Below are 21,656 nucleotides of genomic sequence, written 5' to 3' on the forward strand. Positions count from 1 at the left end.
TGCGACGCTGACCGGGTGAGCACCACCCCGCCCCGTCCCGCCCGCGGCCGCCCGGCCTCCAGGGCCCGGTCCACCGGGTCCGCACCGGAGCGGTCCCGCGGTGGGCGTGCGACCGCCGTCGCGGACCGGGAGCGGGGGCGCCGCCGCCCCGCCCGGACCCCGACGCGCGGTACCGGGACCGGCACCGGGCTGGACCGGCTGCGGATCCTGCTCGTGGCCACGATGGGCGCCGTCCTCGCCGGGTACACGATGCTCGTCCCGGTGGCGGCGCTGCTGACCGGCACCGGCGGCGTCGCGGTCACCGCGGACGGGGCACTCGCCACGGCCGTCCCGCTGTGGCTGGCCGCGCACCTCATCCCGGTCGCGGTGGACGGGCGCCCGTTCGGGGTGCTGCCGCTGTTGCCGACGCTGGTGGTCGTCGCGCTGGTCGCCTTCTGCTCGCGCTGGGCGGTGCTCCGCCTGGGCGGGCGGGTCCGGCACGACGCGGGCGCCGTCGTCGCGTCCCAGGCCGGGGCCGCCGCCGCGCTCGCCGTGCTCGCCGGCGCGCTGCTGCCGCGGGACATGGCCGTCACCGCCCCCTGGGCGTCGATGATCGGGGCCGGGCTGGTGGCCGGGGCGGCCGCCGGGATCGGCGTCGTCCACACCTGCGGGGCGCCCGCGGCCTGGAAGCGGGTGCTGGCGGGTTGGCCCGGCGCGGCGCTCGCCGGGGCCCGGGTCGCGGCCGCCGCGCTGCTGCTGGTCGCCGCCCTCGTCCTGACCGTGGCGCTGCTCGCGAGCGCCTCCGACGTCGCCGACACCGCCGAGCGCATCGCCCCCGGCGCCTGGGCGGGCGTCGGGGTGCTGGTGCTGAGCATCGGGTACCTGCCGAACGCCCTGATCGGGGCGCTGTCCTGGGCGCTGGGCGCGGGGGTGTCGGTCGGTATCGCCCGGTCCGGTCCGTTCGGCGTCGAGCCGGGTCCGCTGCCGCCGTTCCCGCCCGCGGTGGTCCTGCCCGTCACCACCGTCCCGACGGCCGCGGTGCTGGTCGTACTGCTGCCCGTCGTCGCGGGGGCGCTCGGCGGGATCGCCTGCCGGCGGGCGCTGGCCGACGACGCGCCGGTCGTGGACCGGGTCGCGGCACCGGCGCTGGCGGCCGTGGTCGTCGCGGTCGGGGCGGCCGTCCCGGCGGCGCTCGCCGGGGGTGCGCTCGCGGGCGGGCCCTACGACCCGGTGTCGTTCCACCCGTGGGCGGTCCTCGGCTGCGCGCTGCTGCTGGTCGGGATCCCGGCCGTGCTGACCTGCGCCGGGACCGAGCTCGCCCGGCACGTCCCGATGGGCGGCACCGGCCGGTCGCGGACCGCGGTCGACCGGGCCCGGGCCGCCCGGGACCGCCGTCGCGGGTCGACGGTGGGGGAGCTGGTCGAACGCCGTCGCACCGCCGGGGCGCCCGCCCGCCGTGCCGACGCCGCACGGGACGACGACGGGGGCCACGACGACCTCCACCCCTACTCCGATGCCGTCAGCGACGAGGAGGAGCCCGGCGGAGCCGGTCGCACGACCACCCGTCGCGTCGACGGTTCCGCCGGCCGTGATCCCGCCGGCGACGACGAGGACCCCGGCCACGACCCCGACGACGGCGACCCCGACGACACGGGGGACCACGGCCCCGACGGTCGCCGCGCAGCCGGGCGCCGCGCCGACCGGGACACCGACGACGGGGACCCGTCCGACCGGCGCACCGACGGCCGGACCGACCGCATCACCCGCCCCCGCGACCGCTCCCGGGACGACTGACCCGACGCCCCGGCAGGCCGGGTGACCCGGGCCACCGCACCGGGCGCCGCCGTCGTCGGAGGGCGCGTCTACCCTGGCCAGGGGCCGTGGAGCGGCCCGGGCCGGCGAGGAAGGGACACGGTGGGCGCGCAGGAGCGGCACGGGGCGCTGCGGGTCGTCGTCCTCGTCTCCGGGAGCGGCACCCTGCTGCAGGCACTGCTCGACACCGCGGGCGCCGGATTCGCCGTCGTCGCCGTCGGGGCCGACCGCGCGGGTGCCACCGGGCTCGACCGGGCCCGCGCCGCAGGTGTCCCCACCTTCGTCGAGCGGGTCGCCGACCACCCCGACCGCGACGCCTGGAACACCGCGCTCGCCGCGGCCGTCCTCGCGCACCGGCCGGGCCTCGTCGTCGGGGCGGGGTTCATGAAGCTCGTCTCCCCGGCCTTCCTGGACGCGCTCGGATGCCCGATGCTGAACACGCACCCGGCGCTGCTGCCGGCGTTCCCCGGCGCGCACGCCGTCCGGGACGCGCTGGCCGCCCGGGTGCCCGTCACCGGCGCGACCGTGCACGAGGTCGACGCCGGGCTCGACACCGGACCGGTGCTCGCGCAGGCGGAGGTCCCCGTGCTCCCGGGCGACGACGAGACCTCCCTGCACGAGCGCATCAAGACCGAGGAACGACGGCTGCTGGTCGCGACCGTGCGACGGTTCGCCACCGCCGCCCAACCCCACGAGGTGAACAGTGAGTGAGCGCAGGCCGGTACGCCGGGCCCTGATCAGCGTCTACGACAAGGCCGGTCTCCTCGACCTGGCCACCGGGCTGCACGCCGCCGGGGTGGAGATCGTCTCGACCGGCTCCACCGCACAGCGGATCGCCGACGCCGGCGTCCCGGTCACCCCCGTCGAGGAGGTCACCGGGTTCCCCGAGTGCTTCGACGGCCGGGTCAAGACCCTGCACCCGCGGGTGCACGCCGGGCTGCTCGCCGACACCCGCAAGCCCGAGCACCTCGCGCAGCTCGAGCAGCTGAACATCGCGCCGTTCGACCTGCTGGTGTCCAACCTCTACCCGTTCCGCGAGACCGTCGCGTCCGGCGCGAGCCGCGACGAGGCCGTCGAGCAGATCGACATCGGCGGCCCGGCGATGGTGCGGGCCTCGGCGAAGAACCACGAGAGCGTCGCGGTCGTCGTCGACCCGTCGCGCTACGCCTGGGTGCTCGAGCAGGTCGGCGCGGGCGGGTTCGTCGTGGAGGACCGCCGCAGGCTGGCCGCCGACGCCTACCGGCACACCGCCGCCTACGACGTCTCGGTCGCGACCTGGATGGGCGAGCAGTTCCCCGCCGGCGACGACGACGCCTCCGCCGAGTGGGTGGGCGCCACCTGGACCCGCGAGCGGCCGCTGCGCTACGGCGAGAACCCGCACCAGTCCGCCGCGCTCTACACCGACGGCACCGGTTCCGGCCTCGCCGGCGCCGAGCAGCTGCACGGTAAGGAGATGTCCTACAACAACTACGTCGACGCCGACGCCGCCTGGCGCGCCGCGCACGACCACGGCGACCGCCCCACGGTCGCGGTGATCAAGCACGCCAACCCGTGCGGGATCGCGGTCGGCGCCGACGTCGCCGAGGCCCACCGCAAGGCGCACGCCACCGACCCGGTGTCGGCGTTCGGCGGGGTCATCGCGGTCAACGGCGAGGTCTCGGTCGCGATGGCCGAGCAGGTCGCCGAGATCTTCACCGAGGTCGTCGTGGCCCCCGGCTACGCCGACGGCGCCCTCGAGGTGCTCCAGCGCAAGAAGAACGTCCGTGTCCTCCGCATCCCCGACGGCGCCGCCCGCACCGGCACCGAGCTCCGCCCGATCTCCGGCGGGTTGCTGGTGCAGCAGCGCGACCTCGTCGACGCCGACGGCGACGACCCGGCCGCCTGGAAGCTCGTCACCGGCGACGCCGTCGCCCCCGAGGTGCTCGACGACCTCGCGTTCGCCTGGCGTGCCTGCCGCGCGGTGAAGTCCAACGCGATCCTGCTCGCCCACGACGGCGCGGCGGTCGGCGTCGGCATGGGCCAGGTCAACCGGGTCGACGCGGCGAAGCTCGCCGTGACCCGGGCCGGGGACCGGGCCCGCGGCTCGGTCGCCGCCTCCGACGCGTTCTTCCCCTTCCCCGACGGGCTGGAGGTGCTGCTCGACGCCGGAGTCGCCGCCGTCGTGCAGCCCGGCGGCTCGGTCCGCGACGACGAGGTCGTCGCGGCCTGCGCGAAGGCGGGCGTGCCGATGTACCTGACCGGGACGCGGCACTTCGCCCACTGACCCACCGCCCACCCCGACGGCCCGGGACCGCCTCGCGCGGCCCGGGCCGTCGGCGTTCGGAGCAGTTCGGAGGATGTCCCGCCGAGAATGTCGGGGGTGCGTGCGACGGTCATCACGTCGTCGTCACCACCCCCACCCGGGGGATGCGGAGAGGCGGCACAGGCCCTATGCTTCGAACGTCAGTTCGAGTACGCGTCGCCTTCCCCGCGGCGCGCCGGGTGAGGTCGCGGCCGTTCGGCCGTGGCGCGGTGTGTGGCGGGGAGGTACTGCGGTGCGCGTCGGTGCGGGCGAGGGGCCGGTCGTCGTCGGAGGAGCGGCGGCGGTCGGCCGGGTGGTCGGCGGTGCCGGTGGGGGAGCCGGCGTCGACGTCGGGGACGACACCGGTCCGGAGGGGTCCGAGCCGGTGGTCGGGGCCGGGTCACGTGTCCCCGGGGGCGGGCGGGAGCCGCTGCCCGGGGCACGGGGCCCGGCCGGGGGGCCGGGGTCCCCGGCCGGCTCGGCCGCCGAGCGGCTCGCCCGGGCCCGGCACGTCCTGCGCCGCACGGAGACCCGGGCGGGCCTGGAGCGGTCCCGGCCGGGGCCCGTGGGGCCCTGCCCGGAGCCGGAGCCCCCGGCCCGCAGCGCCGGGACGGTCGAGGCGCGTCCGGTGACCGAGGCCGACCTGCTGCCGGTGCCGGGGCCGCTGGCCGGTCTGCTGCCCGGCGGGGGCCTGCGGCGGGGGTCCACCGTGGCGGTGGGTGTGGGGTCCGGCGCGGGGTCGCTGCTGTTCGCGCTGCTGGCCGCCGCGTCCGCGGAGGGTGCGTGGGCGGGCGTGGTCGGCCGTCCCGGCCTCGGCGCGACGGCCGCGGCCGAGGCGGGCGTGCGGCTGGACCGGCTGGCGCTGGTCCCCGACCCCGGCGCGGACCTGGTCGGAGTGACCGCGGCACTGCTGGACGGGCTGGACCTCGTGGTGGTGGCCGGGCCGGAGCGGGCCGGGCTGCGGGCCGGGGACCGGCAGCGGCTCGCCGCACGGGCCCGGCAGCGGGGCGCGGTGCTGCTCGCGCTCGGCGGGTGGCCGGGTGCCGATCTGCGGCTGCACTGCACCCGTCCGCGCTGGGAGGGGGTCGGCCGCGGGACGGGGCGGCTGCGGTCCCGGCGGGTCGAGGTCCGGGCGGAGGGGCGCGGGATCGGCCCGGCCGGGTGGGGGGTGGAGGTGCTCCTCCCGGGCCCCGGCGGGACGGTCGTCCCCGCCCCGGCGACACCCCCGGTCCCCGCGGTGCCGTCGGTGCCCGCGATCGCCTCGGCGCCGTCGGTGCCCGCGGTCTCCGCGGCCGCGGTGGGCGAGGTCCCGGTCGCGCGACCCGTGGCCCGGGCGGCGGGATGAGCACGCCCGGCACGACGGAGGCGGGCGGCGCGACGGGCACGGGCGGCGGTGGACGGGCGGAGCCCGACCCGCGGGTGCTGGCGGTCTGGTCCCCGGACTGGCCGGTCACCGCGGCCGCCCGCGCCGCGCACGTCCCGGCGGACCGGCCGGCCGCGGTCCTGCACGCCAACCGGGTCCTGGCCTGCTCGGCGACGGCCCGCCGGCACGGGGTCCGCCGGGGGCTGCGGCGCCGGGAGGCGCAGGCCCGGTGCCCGGAGCTCGTGGTGCTCGCCCCCGACCCGGGGCGCGACGCCCGGCTGTTCGAGCCGGTCGCCGCCGCGGTGGAGGCGCTCGCCCCCGGCGTCGAGGTGGTGCGGCCGGGGCTGCTGGTGCTGCCCGCACGCGGTCCGGTCGGCTGGTTCGGCGGGGAGCGCGCCGCGGTGGAGCGGCTGATCGACCAGGTCGCGCTGCACGCGGGGACCGAGTGCCAGATCGGCGTCGCGGACGGGATGTTCGCCGCCGCGCTCGCCGCCCGCCGGGGGCGCGGGGTGCCGCCGGGACGGTCGGCGGAGTTCCTCGCACCGCTGGAGGTGGCCGAGCTGGACCGGGACCCCGACGTCGACCGGGCCGCGCTGGTGGACCTGCTGCGCCGGCTGGGGCTACGGTCGCTGGGGGCGTTCGCGTCGCTGTCGGAGTCCGATGTGGCCTCGCGCTTCGGCACCGACGCGGTGGCCGCGCACCGGCTCGCCCGTGGGCTCGACCCCCGCCCGCCGGCGCGCCGGGTCCCGCCGGAGGAGCTGTCCGCGGCGGTCGAGCTGGACCCGCCGGTGGACCGGGTCGACGCGGCCGCCTTCGCCGCGAGGGCACTCGCGACCCGGCTGCACACCGCGCTCGCCGGGCACGGCCTGGCCTGCACCCGGCTGGGGGTGCACGCACGCACGGAGAGCGGGGAGGAGCTGCTGCGGGTCTGGCGGTGCGCCGAGCCGCTGACGCCGTCCGGGACGGTGGACCGGGTGCGCTGGCAGCTCGACTCGTGGCTCGGGCGAGGCGGCTCCGGGACGCTGGTCGCGCTGCGGCTCACCCCGGAGGACACCGTGGTCGCCGGGGCGCTGCAGCGCGGGCTGTGGGGCGACGTCGGCGAGGGCGACGAGCGGGCCGGGCGGGCCCTGGTCCGGGTGCAGGCGCTGCTCGGGCCGGAGGCGGTGCTCACCGCGGTCCCGACGGGCGGCCGGGACCCGGGCGAGCGGGTGCGGCTGGTGCCGTGGGGCGACGAGCGGGTCGTCGAGGACACGGCGGTCCCCGCCCGGCCGGGACCCGTGGCTCCCGCGCGGGACGGCGCCACCGGTGCCCCCGGGCATGCGGAGCAGGTGACCCCGGAGCCTCCCGGCCGTCGTCCACCCGCCGACCCCCCGGCGACCTGGCCCGGCCGACTCCCGGCACCGTCCCCGGCGACGGTGCCCCCGGACCCGGTCCCGGTCCGGTTGCTCGCCGCGGACGGCGCCGAGGTGTGCCCGGCCGCGCCGGACCTGCTCGACGGCGTCCCGCGCCGGGTCGCGGGCGGCGGCCCCGACCGGGAGGTCACCGGCTGGGCCGGACCCTGGCCGGTGCACGCCCGCTGGTGGGCCCCCGACGGCCCCGGGCCCGCGGTCCGGCTGCAGGTCGTGCTCGCCGACGGCACGGCCCTGCTGCTCGTGCACCGCGGCGGCCGCTGGGAGGTGGCGGGTGTCTACGACTGAGCCACCGGCCGCCGCGGGCGGGTCAGCGCTGCGGGACCCCGGTGAGGTCGACGGCGAACCGGCCGATCGCCGAGGCCATCGCCGTCACGTTCCGGTCCAGCGCGGTCCGGTCGATGTTGGTCAGCCGGTCGCAGGCCGTGTGGTAGCAGGGGTCGTAGGACTGTCCCGCCGTGCCGCCCCACTTCTGCGCCTGCTCCGGGGTCTTCTGCTCCTCGGCGCCGGTGAACAGGCCACCGGCCGGGATGCCGGACTCGATGAACGGGCCGTAGTCCGAGCGCCCGTCGAACGCGGTGCCCTCGGGGCCGTTCACGCCGGCCCCGACCAGCGCCTCGGTCAGGACGCGCTCCGCGGTGTCGGAGCCGGACGGGCCCCCCTCGCCGCCGAGGCCGTCGGAGTTGTCGCCGTCGTAGACGAGGTAACCGGGGTTCGGCGAGCCGACCATGTCGAAGTTGAGGTACAGCGCGATCCGCGCGCGGTCGGCCTCGGACAGGCCCTCGACGTACTTCGTCGAGCCGACCAGGCCGATCTCCTCGGCGCCCCACCACGCGAAGCGCACCTTCTGGCCGACCGGCGGGGAGCCGCCGAGCTTCTGCGCGATCTCGAGCAGGGCGGCGCTGCCGCTGCCGTTGTCGTTGATGCCGGCGCCCTCGGGCACGCTGTCGAGGTGGGCCCCGGCGACCACGACCCGGCCCGGGTCGCCGGTGGTGGTCTCGGCGATCACGTTCCGCGAGGTCTGCTGCCGGATCGTGGTGTCGAGCACCAGCGACGCCTGCTGGCCGTCGCGCAGGGCGGCTCCCGCGGTCTTCGTCACGGCCGCCGTCGGGACGACCCCCGGGGTGTCGCCGAGGGTGGCGGGCAGGGCCGCGTCCTCGGTGTTGACCACGATCACCGCCGCCGCGCCCGCCGCCCCCGCGAGCCGGGACTTCTGGCCGAACTCGCAGGTCCCGCGCTCGACGACGGCGATGGCCCCGGCCGGCATCCCGGTGTAGTCGGCGGCGTCGCAGCCCGGTGTCGGGTCCTGCGGGGTGCGCGGGCGCAGCGACAGCGGAGCGGTCAGCCCGCCGGGCGGGGTGGCGGGGGAGAAGCCGAGCACCTCGGTCGTCACCGGTGCGCCGGCCACGGTCAGCCGTGCGTCGCCCGCGGAGAAGGTGCGCACCTCGAACGACGGGGTCGACACCTCGAACCCGCTCGCACGCAGCGTCCCGACGACGTGGTCGACGGCCGCGTCGTACCCGGGGGTGCCCACCGCGCGGTTGCCGTCGTTCGCGTCGGCGAGCTTCTCGAACTGCTGCAGGTGGGCGTAGGCGCCGTCGCCGCCCACCGCGGCCGCGAGCCGCTGCGGCAGGCCGGGGTCGCCCTGCGCGGCCCCCTGACTCCCGCCGCCGGTGGTGCCGATCGTCGCGGCGCCCGGCGCCGCGGGGACGTCCGCGCAGGCCGCGAGCGCGACGACGGCCACCCCGGCCGCCGCGACCCTGACCAGCCGGTTTCCGAGACGTGGCCGGTGCCGGCCACCCGTCGTGCTCGCCCGTCCCATGGAGCCACCTCTGCCGTCCGGCCCGGTACCGGGCCTCGTCCGCGCCGGGTGTCCGGCGCTCCTCGTGCGTGCGCGGTACCGGTCGGGCGCCGCGGCGTCGGACCAGCATCCGCCATCGGGCGTGGCCGTGCGGTGAACCGACGATCACGACACGGCGTCACGAACACGACGGTACGACCCGGCGCGACCCGGGGCCGCGGTGATCCTCGGTCGATCCACACCGGGGTCTCAGTCGTTCCACAGGTTCGGCTGGTGAACTCGGAGATGTCGGCGGGGAGGTCCACGAACCACCTGCCGGCACCGGATGGGTACGTCCGGGTGGCCCGCGGGCCGGCGCTGGGGAGCGGCCGGTGTGCCGCGCCGGAGCCCGGACCCGCCGTGCGGGGCCGACCGGCGCTGGGGAGCAGCCGGCCGGCCCGCACGGCGACGCCCGTCCGCGGAACCCGGCACTCGATGTTCGAACTTGCGTTCGAGTATTCTGCACGGGTGGGCTGGCAGAACCCGGACGTCCCCTGGGCGGAGCTGGAGAGTGCGCTGTCGGGTCGTTCCGTGCGCGACGGCGCGAGCCTGCGCGACGGCCCGGAGGCCGACGGCGGGGACGCACCGGCCTGGTCCGTCCACCGCGGCCCCTACGAGCCGCCCGAGGACCTGCACCCGGTGGGGCCCGGCGTCGTGCCGTACGCGGAGTTGCACTGCCACTCGCACTTCAGCTTCCTCGACGGCGCGAGCGCCCCGGAGGAGCTGGTCGAGCGCGCTGCCGAGCTGGGCCTGGAGGCCGTCGCGCTCACCGACCACGATGGCATGTACGGGGTCGTGCGGTTCGCCGAGGCGGCCCGCGCGCTCGGAGTGCGCACGGTGTTCGGCGCCGAGCTGAGCACCGGGCTGACCGCCCCGCAGAACGGCGTCGCCGACCCCGAGGGCGAGCACCTGCTGCTGCTGGCCCGCGGCCCCGACGGGTACCGCGCGCTGTGTCGCACCATCTCCACCGCGCAGATGCGGGGCGGGGAGAAGGGGCGGCCGGTCTACGACCCGGACGAGGTCGTCGCCGACACCGCGGGGAAGGTCGTCGTGCTCACCGGCTGCCGCAAGGGCGCGGTGCGCCGCGCCCTGGACCGCTCGGGCCCGGTGGCCGCCGCGGCGGAGCTGGACCGGCTGGTCGCGCGCTTCGGCGCGGAGAACGTGCGGGTCGAGCTGACCGTGTACGGCGAGCCCGGCGACACCGAGCGCAACGACGCACTGGCCGCGCTGGCCGAGCGGGCCGGCGTCGCGACGGTGGCGACGACCGGAGCGCACTACGCCACCCCCGACCGGGCCCCGCTGGCCGCGACCGTCGCCGCGGTCCGGGCCCGGCGCAGCCTCGACGAGATCGACCCCTGGCTGCCCGCGGCGGGCACCGCGTACCTGCGGTCCGGGCGGGAGATGGCCCTGCGGTTCGACGAGCGCCATCCCGGCGCGGTGGAGCGCGCGGCGGAGCTGGGCCGGGAGCTGGCGTTCGAGCTGCACCTGGTGGCGCCGGACCTGCCACCGTTCGATGTCCCGCCAGGGCACACCGAGACGACCTGGCTGCGGGTGCTGACCGAACGCGGCCGGATGGAGCGGTACGGCAGCTGTGACGAGAACCCGTTCGCGGCGCACACCGTGCAGCGCGAGCTGGAGATCATCGAGGCGAAGAACTTCCCCGGCTACTTCCTGATCGTCCACGACATCGTCGACTTCTGCCGCCGGTCGAACATCTTCTGTCAGGGCCGGGGATCGGCTGCGAACTCGGCGGTCTGCTACGCGCTGGGCATCACCAACGTCGACGCCGTCCGGCACGGGCTGCTGTTCGAACGGTTCCTGTCCCCGGACCGCGACGGCTACCCCGACATCGACCTCGACATCGAGTCCGGCCGCCGCGAGGAGGCGATCCAGTACGTCTACCGCCGCTACGGCCGGCTGTTCGCCGCGCAGGTCGCGAACGTCATCACCTACCGGCCGCGGTCGGCGATCCGCGACACCGCCCGCGCGCTCGGGTTCTCACCCGGCCAGCAGGACGCCTGGAGCAGGCGCGTCGAACGCTGGCACGCCCTGGAGGCGAGCGAGCTCCCGCAGGAGATGCCGCCGCTGCTGCTGGACCTCGCGGGGCAGCTGATGGGTGCGCCCCGGCATCTGGGCATCCACTCCGGCGGCATGGTCATCTGCGATCGGCCGGTGTCCGAGGTCGTGCCGGTGGAGTGGGCGCGGATGGCCGACCGGACCGTCGTGCAGTGGGACAAGGAGGACTGCGCCGCGGCCGGGCTGGTGAAGTTCGACCTGCTCGGGTTGGGCATGCTCACCGCGCTGCACCTGATGGTGGACCTGGTCACGACCGTCACCGGTGAGCGGATCGAGCTGCACGCGATCGGCGAGTCCGACCCGGAGGTCTACGCGATGCTGTCGCGCGCGGACTCGGTCGGGGTGTTCCAGGTGGAGTCCCGCGCCCAGATGGCCACCCTGCCGCGGCTGCGCCCGCGCGAGTTCTACGACCTCGTCGTCGAGGTCGCGCTGATCCGGCCCGGCCCGATCCAGGGCGGCTCGGTGCACCCCTACATCCGGCGGCGCAACGAGCTCGAGACCTGGGACCACGACCATCCGCTGCTCAAGCCCGCGTTGCACAAGACGCTGGGTATCCCGCTGTTCCAGGAACAGATGATGCAGATCGCCGTCGACGTCGCGGGGTTCACCGCGGCCGAGGCCGACGAGCTGCGCCGGGCCATGGGCTCCAAGCGGTCCACCGAGCGGATGGAACGGCTGCGTGGGCGGTTCTACGACGGGATGGCCGCGAACGGGATCACCGGCGAGCTCGCCGAACGGATCTTCGCCAAGATGCTGGCCTTCGCGAACTTCGGGTTCCCGGAGAGCCACTCGATCAGCTTCGCCGCGCTCGTCTACTACTCGGCGTGGTTCAAGCTCTACCACCCGGCGGCGTTCTGCGCGGGCCTGCTCAACGCCCAGCCGATGGGCTTCTACTCGTCGCAGTCGCTGGTGGCCGACGCCCGCAGGCACGGTGTGCGGGTGCACCGGCCGGACGTCAACGCAGGGCGCGCCGACGCCGTCCTCGAACCCGACGACGACAGCACCGGCGGCCGGGCGGTCCGGCTCGGCCTGGCGGGTGTCCGCACCGTCGGCGCGGACCTCGCCGCGGTCATCGACGCCGAGCGCGACGCGGGCGGCCCGTTCGCGGACCTGCCCGACCTGGCACGCCGGGTCCGGCTGACCGGCCCGCAGGCCGAGGCGCTGGCGACGGCCGGGGCGTTCGGCTGCTTCGGGGTGGAGCGGCGGGAGGCGCTGTGGGCGGCGGGCGTCGTCGCGGGGGTGCGCCCCGAACACCTGCCGGGCACCGCCGTCGGGTTCGACGCGCCGGCCCTGCCGGGGATGACCGAGGCGGAGCTGACCGTCTCCGACGTCTGGGCCACCGGTGTCTCCCCGGACAGCCACCCGGTGCAGCACCTGCGCGCGGACCTCGACGCGCTCGGCGCGGTCCGGATCGACCGGCTCGACGAGGTGGGCCGCCGCGCCGGCCCGGACACCCCGGCCCGGGTGCTGGTCGGAGGACTGGTCACCCACCGCCAGCGTCCGGCGACCGCGCGCGGGGTGACGTTCGTGAACCTCGAGGACGAGTCCGGGATGCTGAACGTGACCTGCTCGGAGGGGTTGTGGGCGCGCTACCGGTCGGTGGCGCTGGGGAGCGCGGGGCTGCTGGTCCGGGGCCGGCTCGAACGCAGCCCGGAGGGTGTGCTGAACCTGCTGGCCGACCGGCTGCAGCGGATGCCGCTGGCGGTGACGGTGGCGTCCCGGGACTTCCGCTGACCGTCTCGCCCGCGCCCGGCGCCGGGCCCTCGCGACCTCCGGGCCCCGCGGTCCCCGACCACGGGGACCACCGGGACACGCGGACCACCGGGGCCGGGCAGACCACAGGCCCCGCCGGAGGAACCGGCGGGGCCCGTGGGCGGTCGGAACGGGGTCAGGACTTGACGAGCGGCCCGCCCATCGACATCGCGCGTCCGCCCAGCGTCTGGCCGAACGCGTCGAACAGGATGTAGGCGAACACGATGCAGAACGCGAACGTCGTGATCCCGGCGATCGGGAACAGGCCCGCGTTGCCCGCGGTCACCCCGATGTAGGCCAGCACGAAGGTGATGTCGACGAGCACGAAGCCGATCGTGAACATCAGCGGCAGGCGCAGCGTCGCCAGCGTCAGCAGGACGAACACCAGGGTGAACGAGAGCAGATAGGTCGACTGGATCGACCCGACCTGCTCGGTGGACAGGGCCTCTCCGGTGCCGGCGTCGATGATCCAGCCGTTGTTCAGCGCCATGAGCAGCACGCCGAAGCTGGTCCAGAATGCGGAGAAGACCCCGAAGATCGCGGCGGTGACGCTGTCCCCGACGCGCAGCGCGACCATGGCCGACAGCAGCAGGAACAGACCCGCCGAGAAGGTCACGATCGGGATCATGCCGCCGGGCAGTGCGGTGGTGTCCAGGTAGCCCACGAACCACAGACCCAGCGTGATGCCGGACGGCAGGAAGCAGATGAGGCCCATCAGGGCCGGGTTGGCAGCCGGGGCCGCTGCTGCCGGGGCGGGCGGGGCAGCAGCGGCGTGCGCCCCCGCGGTGTCGCTCTCCACGCTCATGGAAAACTCCTCGTCGAGTTCGTGACCGGTCGAGCACCGGCGGTGTGATTCTGCTCTCGCGGAGATCGTTTTTCGCCCCTCCGTACGACCAGACCCCGACCTGTACCCCGGTCGCACGGAACCGGACCGTCGTCGCAGCTCGCGGGGACGGCGCCCCCTACCTGCGCGGCACGTACGCGTCCTTCGGTCAGGTTCGACCGGCCCGGGCGTCACCTGAGAGGATGCCCGGGTGAGCGCACGCGTGATGGACGGCAAGGCGACATTGGCGGAGCTGCTCGACGACCTGCGGGGCCGTGTCGAGAAGCTGACCGCCGCCGGGGTGACCCCCGGGCTGGGCACGGTGCTGGTCGGTGACGACCCCGGATCGCACGCCTACGTGCGCGGCAAGCACCGCGACTGCGCCAAGGTCGGCATGACCTCGCTGCAGCGCGAGCTCCCCGCCGACGCGAGCCAGGCCCAGGTCGAGGACACGATCGACGAGCTGAACGCCGACCCGACCTGCACGGGCTTCATCGTGCAGCTCCCGCTGCCGGACGGTCTCGACGCCGGCGCCGCGCTGGAGCGGGTCGACCCGGGCAAGGACGCCGACGGTCTGCACCCGACCAACCTGGGTCGCCTGGTCCTCGGCGAGCCGGGACCGCTGCCGTGCACCCCGCGCGGCATCGTCGAGCTGTGCCGCCGGTTCGGTGTCGAGCTGAACGGGGCGCGGGTCGTCGTCGTGGGTCGTGGCGTGACGGTCGGCCGCCCGCTGGGGCTGCTGCTGACCCGCCGTTCGGAGAACGCCACCGTCACCCTGTGCCACACCGGCACCCGGGACCTGACGGCGCACCTGCGGGAGGCCGACGTCGTCGTCGCCGCGGCGGGCCGGGCGGGGCTCATCACCGCCGACCAGATCAAGCCGGGCGCCGCGGTGCTCGATGTCGGCGTCACCCGTACCGACCTGGGCCTGGTCGGCGACGTGGCGCCCGAGGTCGCCGAGGTCGCCGGGCTGCTGGCGCCGATGCCGGGCGGCGTGGGGCCGATGACCCGCGGGATGCTGCTGACGAACGTCGTCGAGGCAGCCGAACGCAGCCTGGCGGAGTGAGAATCGATACCGAACGCAGCCTGTCGGCATGACGGGCGGCGGGGGGCGGTGATGGTGGCGACCCGTTCCGGTCACGGCCTGCGGGCCCGGCTGCGGGCGCACTGGCCGCTGCTCGTCGTCCTCGGTGTGTCGCTGGTCGGGCTGCAGCGGGTGATCACCGAGCACTGGCGCGAGGGGTCCGCGGCGCTGGCGGTGGCGATGCTGGTCGCCGCGGGCTTGCGCGTCGCGCTGCCGCCGGACCGGGTCGGGCTGCTCGCGATCCGCGGCCGCTACGCCGACGCGCTGGTGTACGGCGGGTTCGGCGTCGTCGTCCTGCTGCTGGCTCTGACGATCACCCAGGGCTCGCTGACCATCAGCTGAGTGCTCGGCTGCGGGAGCCGCCGGTCGTCTCCGGGCCCGCCGGGCGCCGGGTCGGGGGTCTGCGGGGGCCCGCGGGACGCTTGCTCCCGGGGCGCCCGGGGCCGGTGCTGGTCGCGCGCACGACCCGGCCCGGCCGGGCGGGGAGATCCCCGGTCGGTGCGCTGCGGGACGGCCTGATAATGATCATCGCTAACGAGATTCTACCGGTGGGTACACCCGCTCCGGGACGGGGGTTGCTCCGGACGGGTTGCGTGACGTCGCCCACGGTGGCCCGCTGATCACCCGTTGATCGCAACGAAGATCCATCCGCCACCCGGTCGGCGGCGCTCGGTCCGGCGGGACCCCACGGACGGAGGTGGTCCCTGCCACCGTCCGCGAGCATGATCGCGCCATGACCGACCGCAGCGGCCACATCGTCGACACCCTCGTGACCGCCTTCGACGACCTGATGGCCGCCGACCCCGCGGCGTTCCGGACCAAGTTCCGGAAGATGGCCGCCGACCCGTTCGCGTTCTACCGGGGCAGCGCCTGCCTGTTCTACGACGACGTCGCCCGCCGCGAGGACCCCTGGGTCGACGAGCGGACCGCCCGGGTCTGGATCCAGGGCGACCTGCACGCGGAGAACTTCGGCACCTACATGGACGGCGACGGCGTGCTCGTCTTCGACGTCAACGACTTCGACGAGGCCTACCTCGGCCACTGGACCTGGGACGTCACCCGGTTCGCGGCCAGCCTGTGCCTGCTCGGCTGGCGCAAGGCGCTGTCGGACCGGTCGCTGTCCGAGCTCGTCGAGCGCTACTGCCGCAGCTACCTGGCCCAGGTGCGGCACTTCGCCGACCGCGACGACGACGCGTTCTCGCTGCGCCTGGACACCACCGAGGGACCGGTGCACCAGGTCCTGCAGACCGCGCGCACCCGGACCCGGGTCGGACTGCTCGACGCGGTCACCGAGACCGAGGGCTTCGACCGGATCCTGCGCGCCGGCCCCGGCGTCCGCACCCTCGACGACGACGAGAAGGCCGCGGTCACCGCGGCGTTCGAGGCGTACGTGGCCACGATCCCGGAGTCCCGGCGCCACCGCGGCGTCGCCTACACCGTCAAGGACGTCGCCGGGCGCTCCGGCGTGGGCATCGGCAGCGCCGGGCTGCCGACCTACACGGTGCTGGTCGAGGGGCTGAACCAGGCGCTGGACAACGACATCGTCGTGTCGATGAAGCAGGGCAACGTGGCCGCGCCCTCGCGGGTGGTCACCGACGAGCGGGTGGCGTCGGCGTTCCGCCACCACGGGCACCGGACGGCGGTCTCGCAGCGCGCGCTGCAGGCGCACGCCGACCCGATGCTGGGTTGGACCGAGCTCGACGGCGTCGGGTTCGTCGTCGCCGAGGTCTCGCCCTACGAGGCGGACCTGGACTGGTCGGAGCTCACCGAGCCCGATGAGATCGCGCCGGTCGTCGCGGACCTGGGCCGGGCCACCGCGAAGATCCACTGCGTGGCCGACGCCGACGCCGACCACGCGCTCGTCGACTTCCGGGTCGAGGAGGCGGTCGCGGCGCGCACCGCCGGTGCGGAGGACGCGTTCGTGGAGTGGGTCGTGGAGTTCGCCCACGACTACGCCCGGACCGTGCGCGCCGACCACGCGCTGTTCGTGGAGGCGTTCCGCTCCGGGCGCATCCCCGGCGTCAGCTCGGCCTGACACGCCGACGGCCCGCCCTCCCGGCAGCGGGGGGACGGGCCGTCGCGGTGGGGCTACTTGCCGGCGAAGGCGTCGATCGCCGCGTTGAACGTGGCGCTCGGCCGCATGACCGCGTCGGTCTTCGCGCGGTCGACGTAGTAGTAGCCGCCCAGGTCGACCGGGTCGCCCTGGACCGCGTTCAGCTCACCGACGACCGTGTCCTCGGCGGCGGCGAGCTTCTCGGCGAGCGGGGCGAAGATCGCGGCCAGCTCGGTGTCCTCGGTCTGCGCGGCGAGGGCCTGCGCCCAGTACAGCGCGATGTAGAAGTGGCTGCCGCGGTTGTCGAGCTCCCCGACCTTGCGCGACGGCGACTTCCCGTTCTCCAGCAGCGTGCCGGTGGCCTCGTCGAGGGTCTGGCCGAGCAGCTTGGCCCGCAGCGGCTCCTCGGTCTTCGACGCCAGCATCTCCAGAGAGACGGCCAGCGCGAGGAACTCGCCGAGGGAGTCCCACCGCAGGTGGTTCTCCTTCTGCAGCTGCTGTACGTGCTTCGGCGCGGACCCGCCGGCGCCGGTCTCGAACAGGCCGCCGCCGTTCATCAGCGGGACGATCGACAGCATCTTCGCCGACGTGCCCAGCTCCATGATCGGGAACAGGTCGGTGAGGTAGTCGCGCAGCACGTTGCCGGTCACCGAGATGGTGTCCTCGCCCTTGCGGGCCCGCTCCAGGGTGTAGCGGGTGGCCTCGGCGACCGGGAGGATCTCGATGGTCAGTCCGTCGGTGTCGTGCTCGCCCAGGTACGTCTCGACCTTCGCGATCAGCTGCGCGTCGTGGGCGCGCGCCGAGTCCAGCCAGAAGACGGCGGGGGAGCCGGTGGCCCGGGCCCGCTCGACGGCCAGACCGACCCAGTTGCGGATCGGGGCGTCCTTGGTCTGGCAGCCGCGCCAGATGTCGCCCTCGCCGACCTCGTGCGAGAGCTTCTCCTCGCCCGACGCCGCGTCGACGACGCGCACGGTGCCCGCGGAGGCGATCTCGAAGGTCTTGTCGTGGCTGCCGTACTCCTCGGCCTTCTGCGCCATCAGCCCGACGTTCGGGACGGTGCCCATCGTCGTCGGGTCGAAGGCGCCGTTGGCCTGGCAGTGCTTGACGGTCTCGTCGTAGAGCGGGGCGTAGGACGAGTCCGGGATGACGAACTTGGTGTCTTGCAGCGCGTCGTCGGCGTTCCACATCCGGCCGGAGGTGCGGATCGCGGCCGGCATCGAGGCGTCGATGATGACGTCACTCGGGACGTGCAGGTTGGTGATCCCGCGCGCGGAGTCGACCTGGGCCAGCGCCGGGCCGGTCTCGTAGGCGGCGGTGATGGCCTTCTCGACGGCGTCGCGCTTGTCGGCGGGCAGCTTCTCCAGTGCGGTCAGGATCGAGGCGAGACCGTCGTCGGGGTCGGCGCCCACGGAGGCGAGGTCGTCGGCGAAGGAGGCGAACACGTCGGCGAAGTAGGCGCGGACGGCGTGGCCGAAGATGATCGGGTCGGAGACCTTCATCATCGTGGCCTTGAGGTGCACCGAGAACAGCACGCCCTTGGCCTTGGCGTCGGCGACCTGCTCGGCGAGGAAGGCCTGCAGCGGCTCGCGACGCATGACGGCGCCGTCGAACACCTCGCCGTCCAGCAGCGCGACCTTCTCCTTCAGCACCGTGACGGTGCCGTCGGCGGCGACGTGCTCGATGCGGACCGCGCCGTCACCGGCGGCGGTGAACGAGGTCTCGGAGTGGCGGAAGTCGCCGTCGTCCATGGTGGCGACGTGGCTGGCGGAATCGGAGCTCCAGGCGCCCATCGAGTGCGGGTGCTTGCGGGCGAAGTTCTTCACCGACAGCGGGGCGCGGCGGTCGGAGTTGCCCTCGCGCAGCACCGGGTTGACCGCGGAGCCCTTGACCGAGTCGTAGGCGGCGCGGGCGGCCTTCTCCTGCTCGGTCTGCGGGTTGTCCGGGTAGTCCGGTACGTCGTAACCGGCGCCCTGGAGCTCGGTGATCGCCGCCTTGAGCTGCGGGATCGACGCCGAGATGTTCGGCAGCTTGATGATGTTGGCGTCCGGCGTCTTCGCCAGCTCGCCCAGCTCGGACAGCGAGTCCGGGACGCGCTGGGCGTCGGTGAGCCGGTCCGGGAACTTCGCCAGGATGCGGGCGGCCAGGGAGATGTCGCGGGTCTCCACGTCGACCCCGGCCTGGCCGGCGAAGGCCTCGATGACCGGCAGGAAGGAGTGGGTCGCCAGTGCCGGCGCCTCGTCGGTGTACGTGTAGATGAGCTTCATCGCGTCCTCAGGCCTGCCTCGGCTCGTCGTGTGTGCTGCCGTGTCCAGCGAGCGGGCCGCGACGGCGCCGGCGGACGGGCCCGGGACGACCGGGCGGGTCCCCGGCGCGGCGACCCGCTGACTGGGCCACACGCTATCTGTTCACCGGTCCCGCACGCCCGCAGGAGTAACCGGCCCGACACCCCCGTGATGGTCGAGCCCACGGCCGCGGACCGGCTACCGTGGTCGCGGCAGCGCTCGGCGGGAGGGGAACCACGGTGGCGAAGGTCTTCGGGCTCACCCGGAAGTCGCTCCTGAGGGGCTGGCCGCTGGTCGGGCTCATCGGAGTCGGCCTCACGGTCGTCGCACTCGCCTACGGCGGTGTCACCGGGAACCTGGAGACCACCGGGTGCCGTGTCGTCGTGCAGGGCGAGCAGGTGACGGTGCGCTCGGCGCCCGGCAACTCGGCGGCGCCGGTCCGCACGCTCCCGGTCGGGACCGAGGTCGCGGCGGAGACGATCGTCGACGGCGGCTTCCGCAAGCTCACCGAGCAGAACCAGTGGGTCCCGGTGGACTCCGTCGCCGCGACCTCGGGCAGCCGGTGCTGAACCCGTCGCGCAGCGTGATCAGGGGTGCGGCACAGTAGACGGTGTGAACGCGCTCGCCACGGTCAACGTCAACGGGGTCCGTGCCGCCGCCACCAAGGGGCTGCTGGAGTGGCTGGCCGCGACCGACGCGCGGGCGGTCTGCCTGCAGGAGGTCCGGGCACGGCCCGACGAGCTGCCGGCCGCCTTCCTGGCCGCGCTCGACGAGGGCGGCTGGCACCTGCGCCTGGCCCCGTCGCTGACGGCGAAGGGCCGCAACGGCGTCGCGGTGCTGAGCCGGGACGAGCCCGAGGCGGTACGGATCGGCTTCCCGAGCGGAGCCCGCGGAGCGAGCAACGGCACCGACCCCACCACCGACCTGGACGGCCGCTACGTGGAGGTGGACCTGCCCGGCGGGCTCACCGTGGCCTCGTTGTACCTGCCCAAGGGCATGGCGGGCACCGAGAAGCAGGACCACAAGGACGCGTTCTGCGCGGCCTTCGGTGACCACCTGCGCACCGCGTTCGACCGGTGCGCCGCGACCGGGCGGCAGATGGTCGTCGGCGGGGACTGGAACATCGCCCCCACCGAGCTGGACCTGCGCAACTGGCGCGGGAACCGGCGCAACTCCGGGTTCCTGCCGCACGAGCGGGAGTGGTTCGCGAAGCTGCTCGAACACGGCTGGCGCGACGTGGTCCGCGAGCGGCACCCGGGCGTCGACGGGCCGTACTCGTGGTGGAGCTACCGCGGGCGGGCCTTCGACAACGACACCGGGTGGCGGATCGACCACCTGCTCACCACCCCCGGGCTCGCGGACGCCGCGCACGAGGCCGTCGTGGACCGGGCGCCCGCGCACGACCGGCGCTTCTCCGACCACGCCCCCGTCGTCGTCCGGCTGGGGGCCGTGTGATCGCCGGCCGGATGGTCGGCGGCCGCTACCTGCTGCTCGACGAGCTGGGCCGGCGCGGTTTCGGGCCCACCCACCGTGCCGAGGACCGCATCACCGGCCGCACCGTCGCCGTCACCGAGATCGCGCTGCCCGCGGTGGCCGGGGTGCGGGAGCGCCTGCTGACCGAGGTGCGGGCCGCCGGGCGGCTGCGCCACCCGTCGGTCGTCGGGGTGCTGGACCTGGTCACCGACCGGTCCTCGGCCGGGGACATGCGCGAGTACCTGGTCACCGAGCACCCGGAGGCGCGACCGCTGGGTGCGGTCGTCGAGACGGCGCCGCCCTCTCCCCGGCAGGTCGCGCTCGTGGGCCGGGACGTGCTGGCCGCCCTGCGTGCGGTGCACGCCGACGGCGGCACCCACGGCGGCCTCGACGCCGACGCGGTGCTCGTCACCGCCGACGGCCGCGCCCTGCTCACCGACGTCGGCCTCGCCCGCGCGGTCGGTCCGCGCCCCGGCGGGAACGGTGCGCCCGCCGCCCCCGAGGGCGGCGACACCCCGGCCGCGGACCTGTGGTGCCTGGGCGCCGTCCTGCGCGAGGCGGCGGGCCCGCGCCCGTCGGCGGGCAGCGCGCTCGCGACGGTCCTGGACGGCCTCACCGCCGACGACCCGGCCGAGCGCCCGACCCACGACCGGGCCGCCGAGCTGTTCGAACGCGGCGCCCGGCCCCGGTCCCCGGGCGGGGACCTCGGCCGCAACCGCTGGATCCTGCTGGGCGTGGCCGGGGTGCTGGCCGTGGTCGTCGTCGTGCTGCTCGTCCTCGCCGTCCTCTGAGCACACCCGGGGGCGGAAACCCGGCGGCGCCCGCGACGCGGCGGGGGGCAGGATGGGCCGGGTGAGCCGGAGCGTCGAACACCCCGCCGACCACCCCCGCGTCGCCGCCGTGAAGGAGGCGCTGCGCCGCGCCGGTGCCGACCCCGCGTCGATCGCGGGCCTGGTGCTGCTGCCCGACGCGGTGACCACCGCGGCCGCGGCGGCCGCCGCGCTGGAGGTGGAGGTCGGCCAGATCGCGAACTCACTGGTCTTCGACGCCGACGGCGCCCCGCTGCTCGTGCTCACCTCCGGGGCGCACCGGGTCGACACCGACAGGGTCGCCGCGCTGGTCGGCGCGGCGCGGGTCGGACGGGCGTCGGAGGAGTTCGTGCGCGAGACCACCGGGCAGGTCATCGGCGGGGTCGCACCCGTCGGGCACCCGGCGCCGGTCCGCACCCTGGTCGACGTCGCGCTGCGGGACTTCGACCGGGTCTGGGGTGCCGGCGGGGTGGCCCGCTCGGTGTTCCCGACGACCTTCGACGAGCTCGTCGCGGTCACCGGCGGGACGCCCGCCGAGGTCGCCTGAGCCGTATTCCCGCACCGGCGGTGATCCATCGCCGGGAAACGGACGGTCGCTGTGGTGATCGGTGAAACCTAGT

General features: G+C 75.6%; 16 protein-coding genes. 13 read left to right on the top strand and 3 right to left on the bottom strand.

The genetic code is table 11. The annotated features are described in order from the left end of the window. Window positions 1-15: 15 nt before the first annotated feature. From DMP15_RS06800 to DMP15_RS06820, 5 genes are all read left to right on the top strand, one after another. Window positions 16-1,773, top strand: coding sequence for a cell division protein PerM (locus tag DMP15_RS06800; protein WP_337825554.1), 1,758 nt, complete (start codon window positions 16-18; stop codon window positions 1,771-1,773). A 120-nt stretch (window positions 1,774-1,893) separates the two neighbouring features. Then, window positions 1,894-2,502: a phosphoribosylglycinamide formyltransferase gene (purN, locus tag DMP15_RS06805; RefSeq protein ID WP_073576416.1), complete on the top strand. Its 609-nt coding sequence runs from the start codon at window positions 1,894-1,896 to the stop codon at window positions 2,500-2,502. Then, window positions 2,495-4,054 (top strand): bifunctional phosphoribosylaminoimidazolecarboxamide formyltransferase/IMP cyclohydrolase, encoded by a 1,560-nt coding sequence (gene purH / locus DMP15_RS06810; protein ID WP_073576415.1) that lies wholly within the window; start codon window positions 2,495-2,497, stop codon window positions 4,052-4,054. The genes purN and purH overlap by 8 nt, the downstream gene beginning before the upstream one ends. Window positions 4,055-4,325: 271 nt before the next feature. Next, on the top strand, window positions 4,326-5,417 hold the full coding sequence (locus DMP15_RS06815) for a hypothetical protein (RefSeq protein WP_208622975.1): 1,092 nt from the start codon (window positions 4,326-4,328) through the stop codon (window positions 5,415-5,417). Next, the gene (locus DMP15_RS06820) at window positions 5,414-7,132 is read left to right on the top strand and encodes a Y-family DNA polymerase (RefSeq protein WP_083658774.1); all 1,719 of its coding nucleotides are present in this window, start codon (window positions 5,414-5,416) and stop codon (window positions 7,130-7,132) included. The genes DMP15_RS06815 and DMP15_RS06820 overlap by 4 nt, the downstream gene beginning before the upstream one ends. A gap of 22 nt (window positions 7,133-7,154) precedes the next feature. Here the strand turns inward: DMP15_RS06820 and DMP15_RS06825 are convergent, their stop codons facing one another. Further along, complete coding sequence (locus DMP15_RS06825) at window positions 7,155-8,666, bottom strand: M28 family peptidase (RefSeq protein WP_100878704.1); 1,512 nt, start codon at window positions 8,664-8,666, stop codon at window positions 7,155-7,157. Window positions 8,667-9,152: 486 nt separating this feature from the next. Here DMP15_RS06825 and DMP15_RS06830 point away from each other — a divergent pair, with 486 nt between their 5' ends. Then, window positions 9,153-12,494 carry an error-prone DNA polymerase gene (locus tag DMP15_RS06830; protein ID WP_073576413.1) on the top strand — a complete coding sequence of 1,114 codons (3,342 nt, stop codon included), beginning with the start codon at window positions 9,153-9,155 and terminating at the stop codon, window positions 12,492-12,494. A gap of 154 nt (window positions 12,495-12,648) precedes the next feature. On the opposite strand, the gene DMP15_RS06835 is transcribed toward DMP15_RS06830, so the two are convergent. Further along, complete coding sequence (locus tag DMP15_RS06835; protein WP_073576412.1) at window positions 12,649-13,317, bottom strand: GPR1/FUN34/YaaH family transporter; 669 nt, start codon at window positions 13,315-13,317, stop codon at window positions 12,649-12,651. Window positions 13,318-13,546: 229 nt separating this feature from the next. Here DMP15_RS06835 and DMP15_RS06840 point away from each other — a divergent pair, with 229 nt between their 5' ends. The 3 genes from DMP15_RS06840 to DMP15_RS06850 all read left to right on the top strand — a co-directional run bounded on the left by DMP15_RS06840 (window position 13,547) and on the right by DMP15_RS06850 (window position 16,454). After that, complete coding sequence (locus DMP15_RS06840) at window positions 13,547-14,401, top strand: bifunctional methylenetetrahydrofolate dehydrogenase/methenyltetrahydrofolate cyclohydrolase (protein ID WP_073576411.1); 855 nt, start codon at window positions 13,547-13,549, stop codon at window positions 14,399-14,401. 51 nt (window positions 14,402-14,452) lie between these two features. Continuing rightward, complete coding sequence (locus DMP15_RS06845; RefSeq protein WP_073576410.1) at window positions 14,453-14,761, top strand: DUF3017 domain-containing protein; 309 nt, start codon at window positions 14,453-14,455, stop codon at window positions 14,759-14,761. A gap of 391 nt (window positions 14,762-15,152) precedes the next feature. Beyond that, on the top strand, window positions 15,153-16,454 hold the full coding sequence (locus tag DMP15_RS06850; RefSeq protein WP_073576409.1) for a DUF2252 domain-containing protein: 1,302 nt from the start codon (window positions 15,153-15,155) through the stop codon (window positions 16,452-16,454). 53 nt (window positions 16,455-16,507) lie between these two features. On the opposite strand, the gene DMP15_RS06855 is transcribed toward DMP15_RS06850, so the two are convergent. After that, window positions 16,508-18,736 (bottom strand): NADP-dependent isocitrate dehydrogenase, encoded by a 2,229-nt coding sequence (locus DMP15_RS06855; protein WP_073576408.1) that lies wholly within the window; start codon window positions 18,734-18,736, stop codon window positions 16,508-16,510. Window positions 18,737-18,993: 257 nt separating this feature from the next. Here DMP15_RS06855 and DMP15_RS06860 point away from each other — a divergent pair, with 257 nt between their 5' ends. From DMP15_RS06860 to DMP15_RS06875, 4 genes are all read left to right on the top strand, one after another. Continuing rightward, a complete protein-coding gene (locus DMP15_RS06860; RefSeq protein ID WP_062397696.1) occupies window positions 18,994-19,323 on the top strand; it encodes a hypothetical protein in 330 nt (109 codons plus the stop codon). Window positions 19,324-19,366: 43 nt separating this feature from the next. Next, window positions 19,367-20,209 carry an exodeoxyribonuclease III gene (locus DMP15_RS06865; protein ID WP_073576407.1) on the top strand — a complete coding sequence of 281 codons (843 nt, stop codon included), beginning with the start codon at window positions 19,367-19,369 and terminating at the stop codon, window positions 20,207-20,209. After that, complete coding sequence (locus DMP15_RS06870) at window positions 20,206-21,018, top strand: protein kinase domain-containing protein (RefSeq protein ID WP_073576406.1); 813 nt, start codon at window positions 20,206-20,208, stop codon at window positions 21,016-21,018. The genes DMP15_RS06865 and DMP15_RS06870 overlap by 4 nt, the downstream gene beginning before the upstream one ends. Before the next feature lie 61 nt (window positions 21,019-21,079). Continuing rightward, complete coding sequence (locus tag DMP15_RS06875) at window positions 21,080-21,583, top strand: YbaK/EbsC family protein (protein WP_392567369.1); 504 nt, start codon at window positions 21,080-21,082, stop codon at window positions 21,581-21,583. Window positions 21,584-21,656 lie beyond the last annotated feature (73 nt).

The sequence above is a fragment of the Pseudonocardia sp. UM4_GMWB1 genome, assembly GCF_017312155.1.
GTDB lineage: Bacteria > Actinomycetota > Actinomycetes > Mycobacteriales > Pseudonocardiaceae > Pseudonocardia > Pseudonocardia alni.

Coding starts and splice junctions, on each gene's coding strand:
- DMP15_RS06820 (WP_083658774.1), top strand. CDS start 5,414: ATGAGCACGCCCGGCACGACGGAGGCGGGCGGCGCGACGGGCACGGGC.
- DMP15_RS06825 (WP_100878704.1), bottom strand. CDS start 8,666: ATGGGACGGGCGAGCACGACGGGTGGCCGGCACCGGCCACGTCTCGGA.
- DMP15_RS06835 (WP_073576412.1), bottom strand. CDS start 13,317: ATGAGCGTGGAGAGCGACACCGCGGGGGCGCACGCCGCTGCTGCCCCG.
- DMP15_RS06845 (WP_073576410.1), top strand. CDS start 14,453: ATGGTGGCGACCCGTTCCGGTCACGGCCTGCGGGCCCGGCTGCGGGCG.
- DMP15_RS06850 (WP_073576409.1), top strand. CDS start 15,153: ATGACCGACCGCAGCGGCCACATCGTCGACACCCTCGTGACCGCCTTC.
- DMP15_RS06855 (WP_073576408.1), bottom strand. CDS start 18,736: ATGAAGCTCATCTACACGTACACCGACGAGGCGCCGGCACTGGCGACC.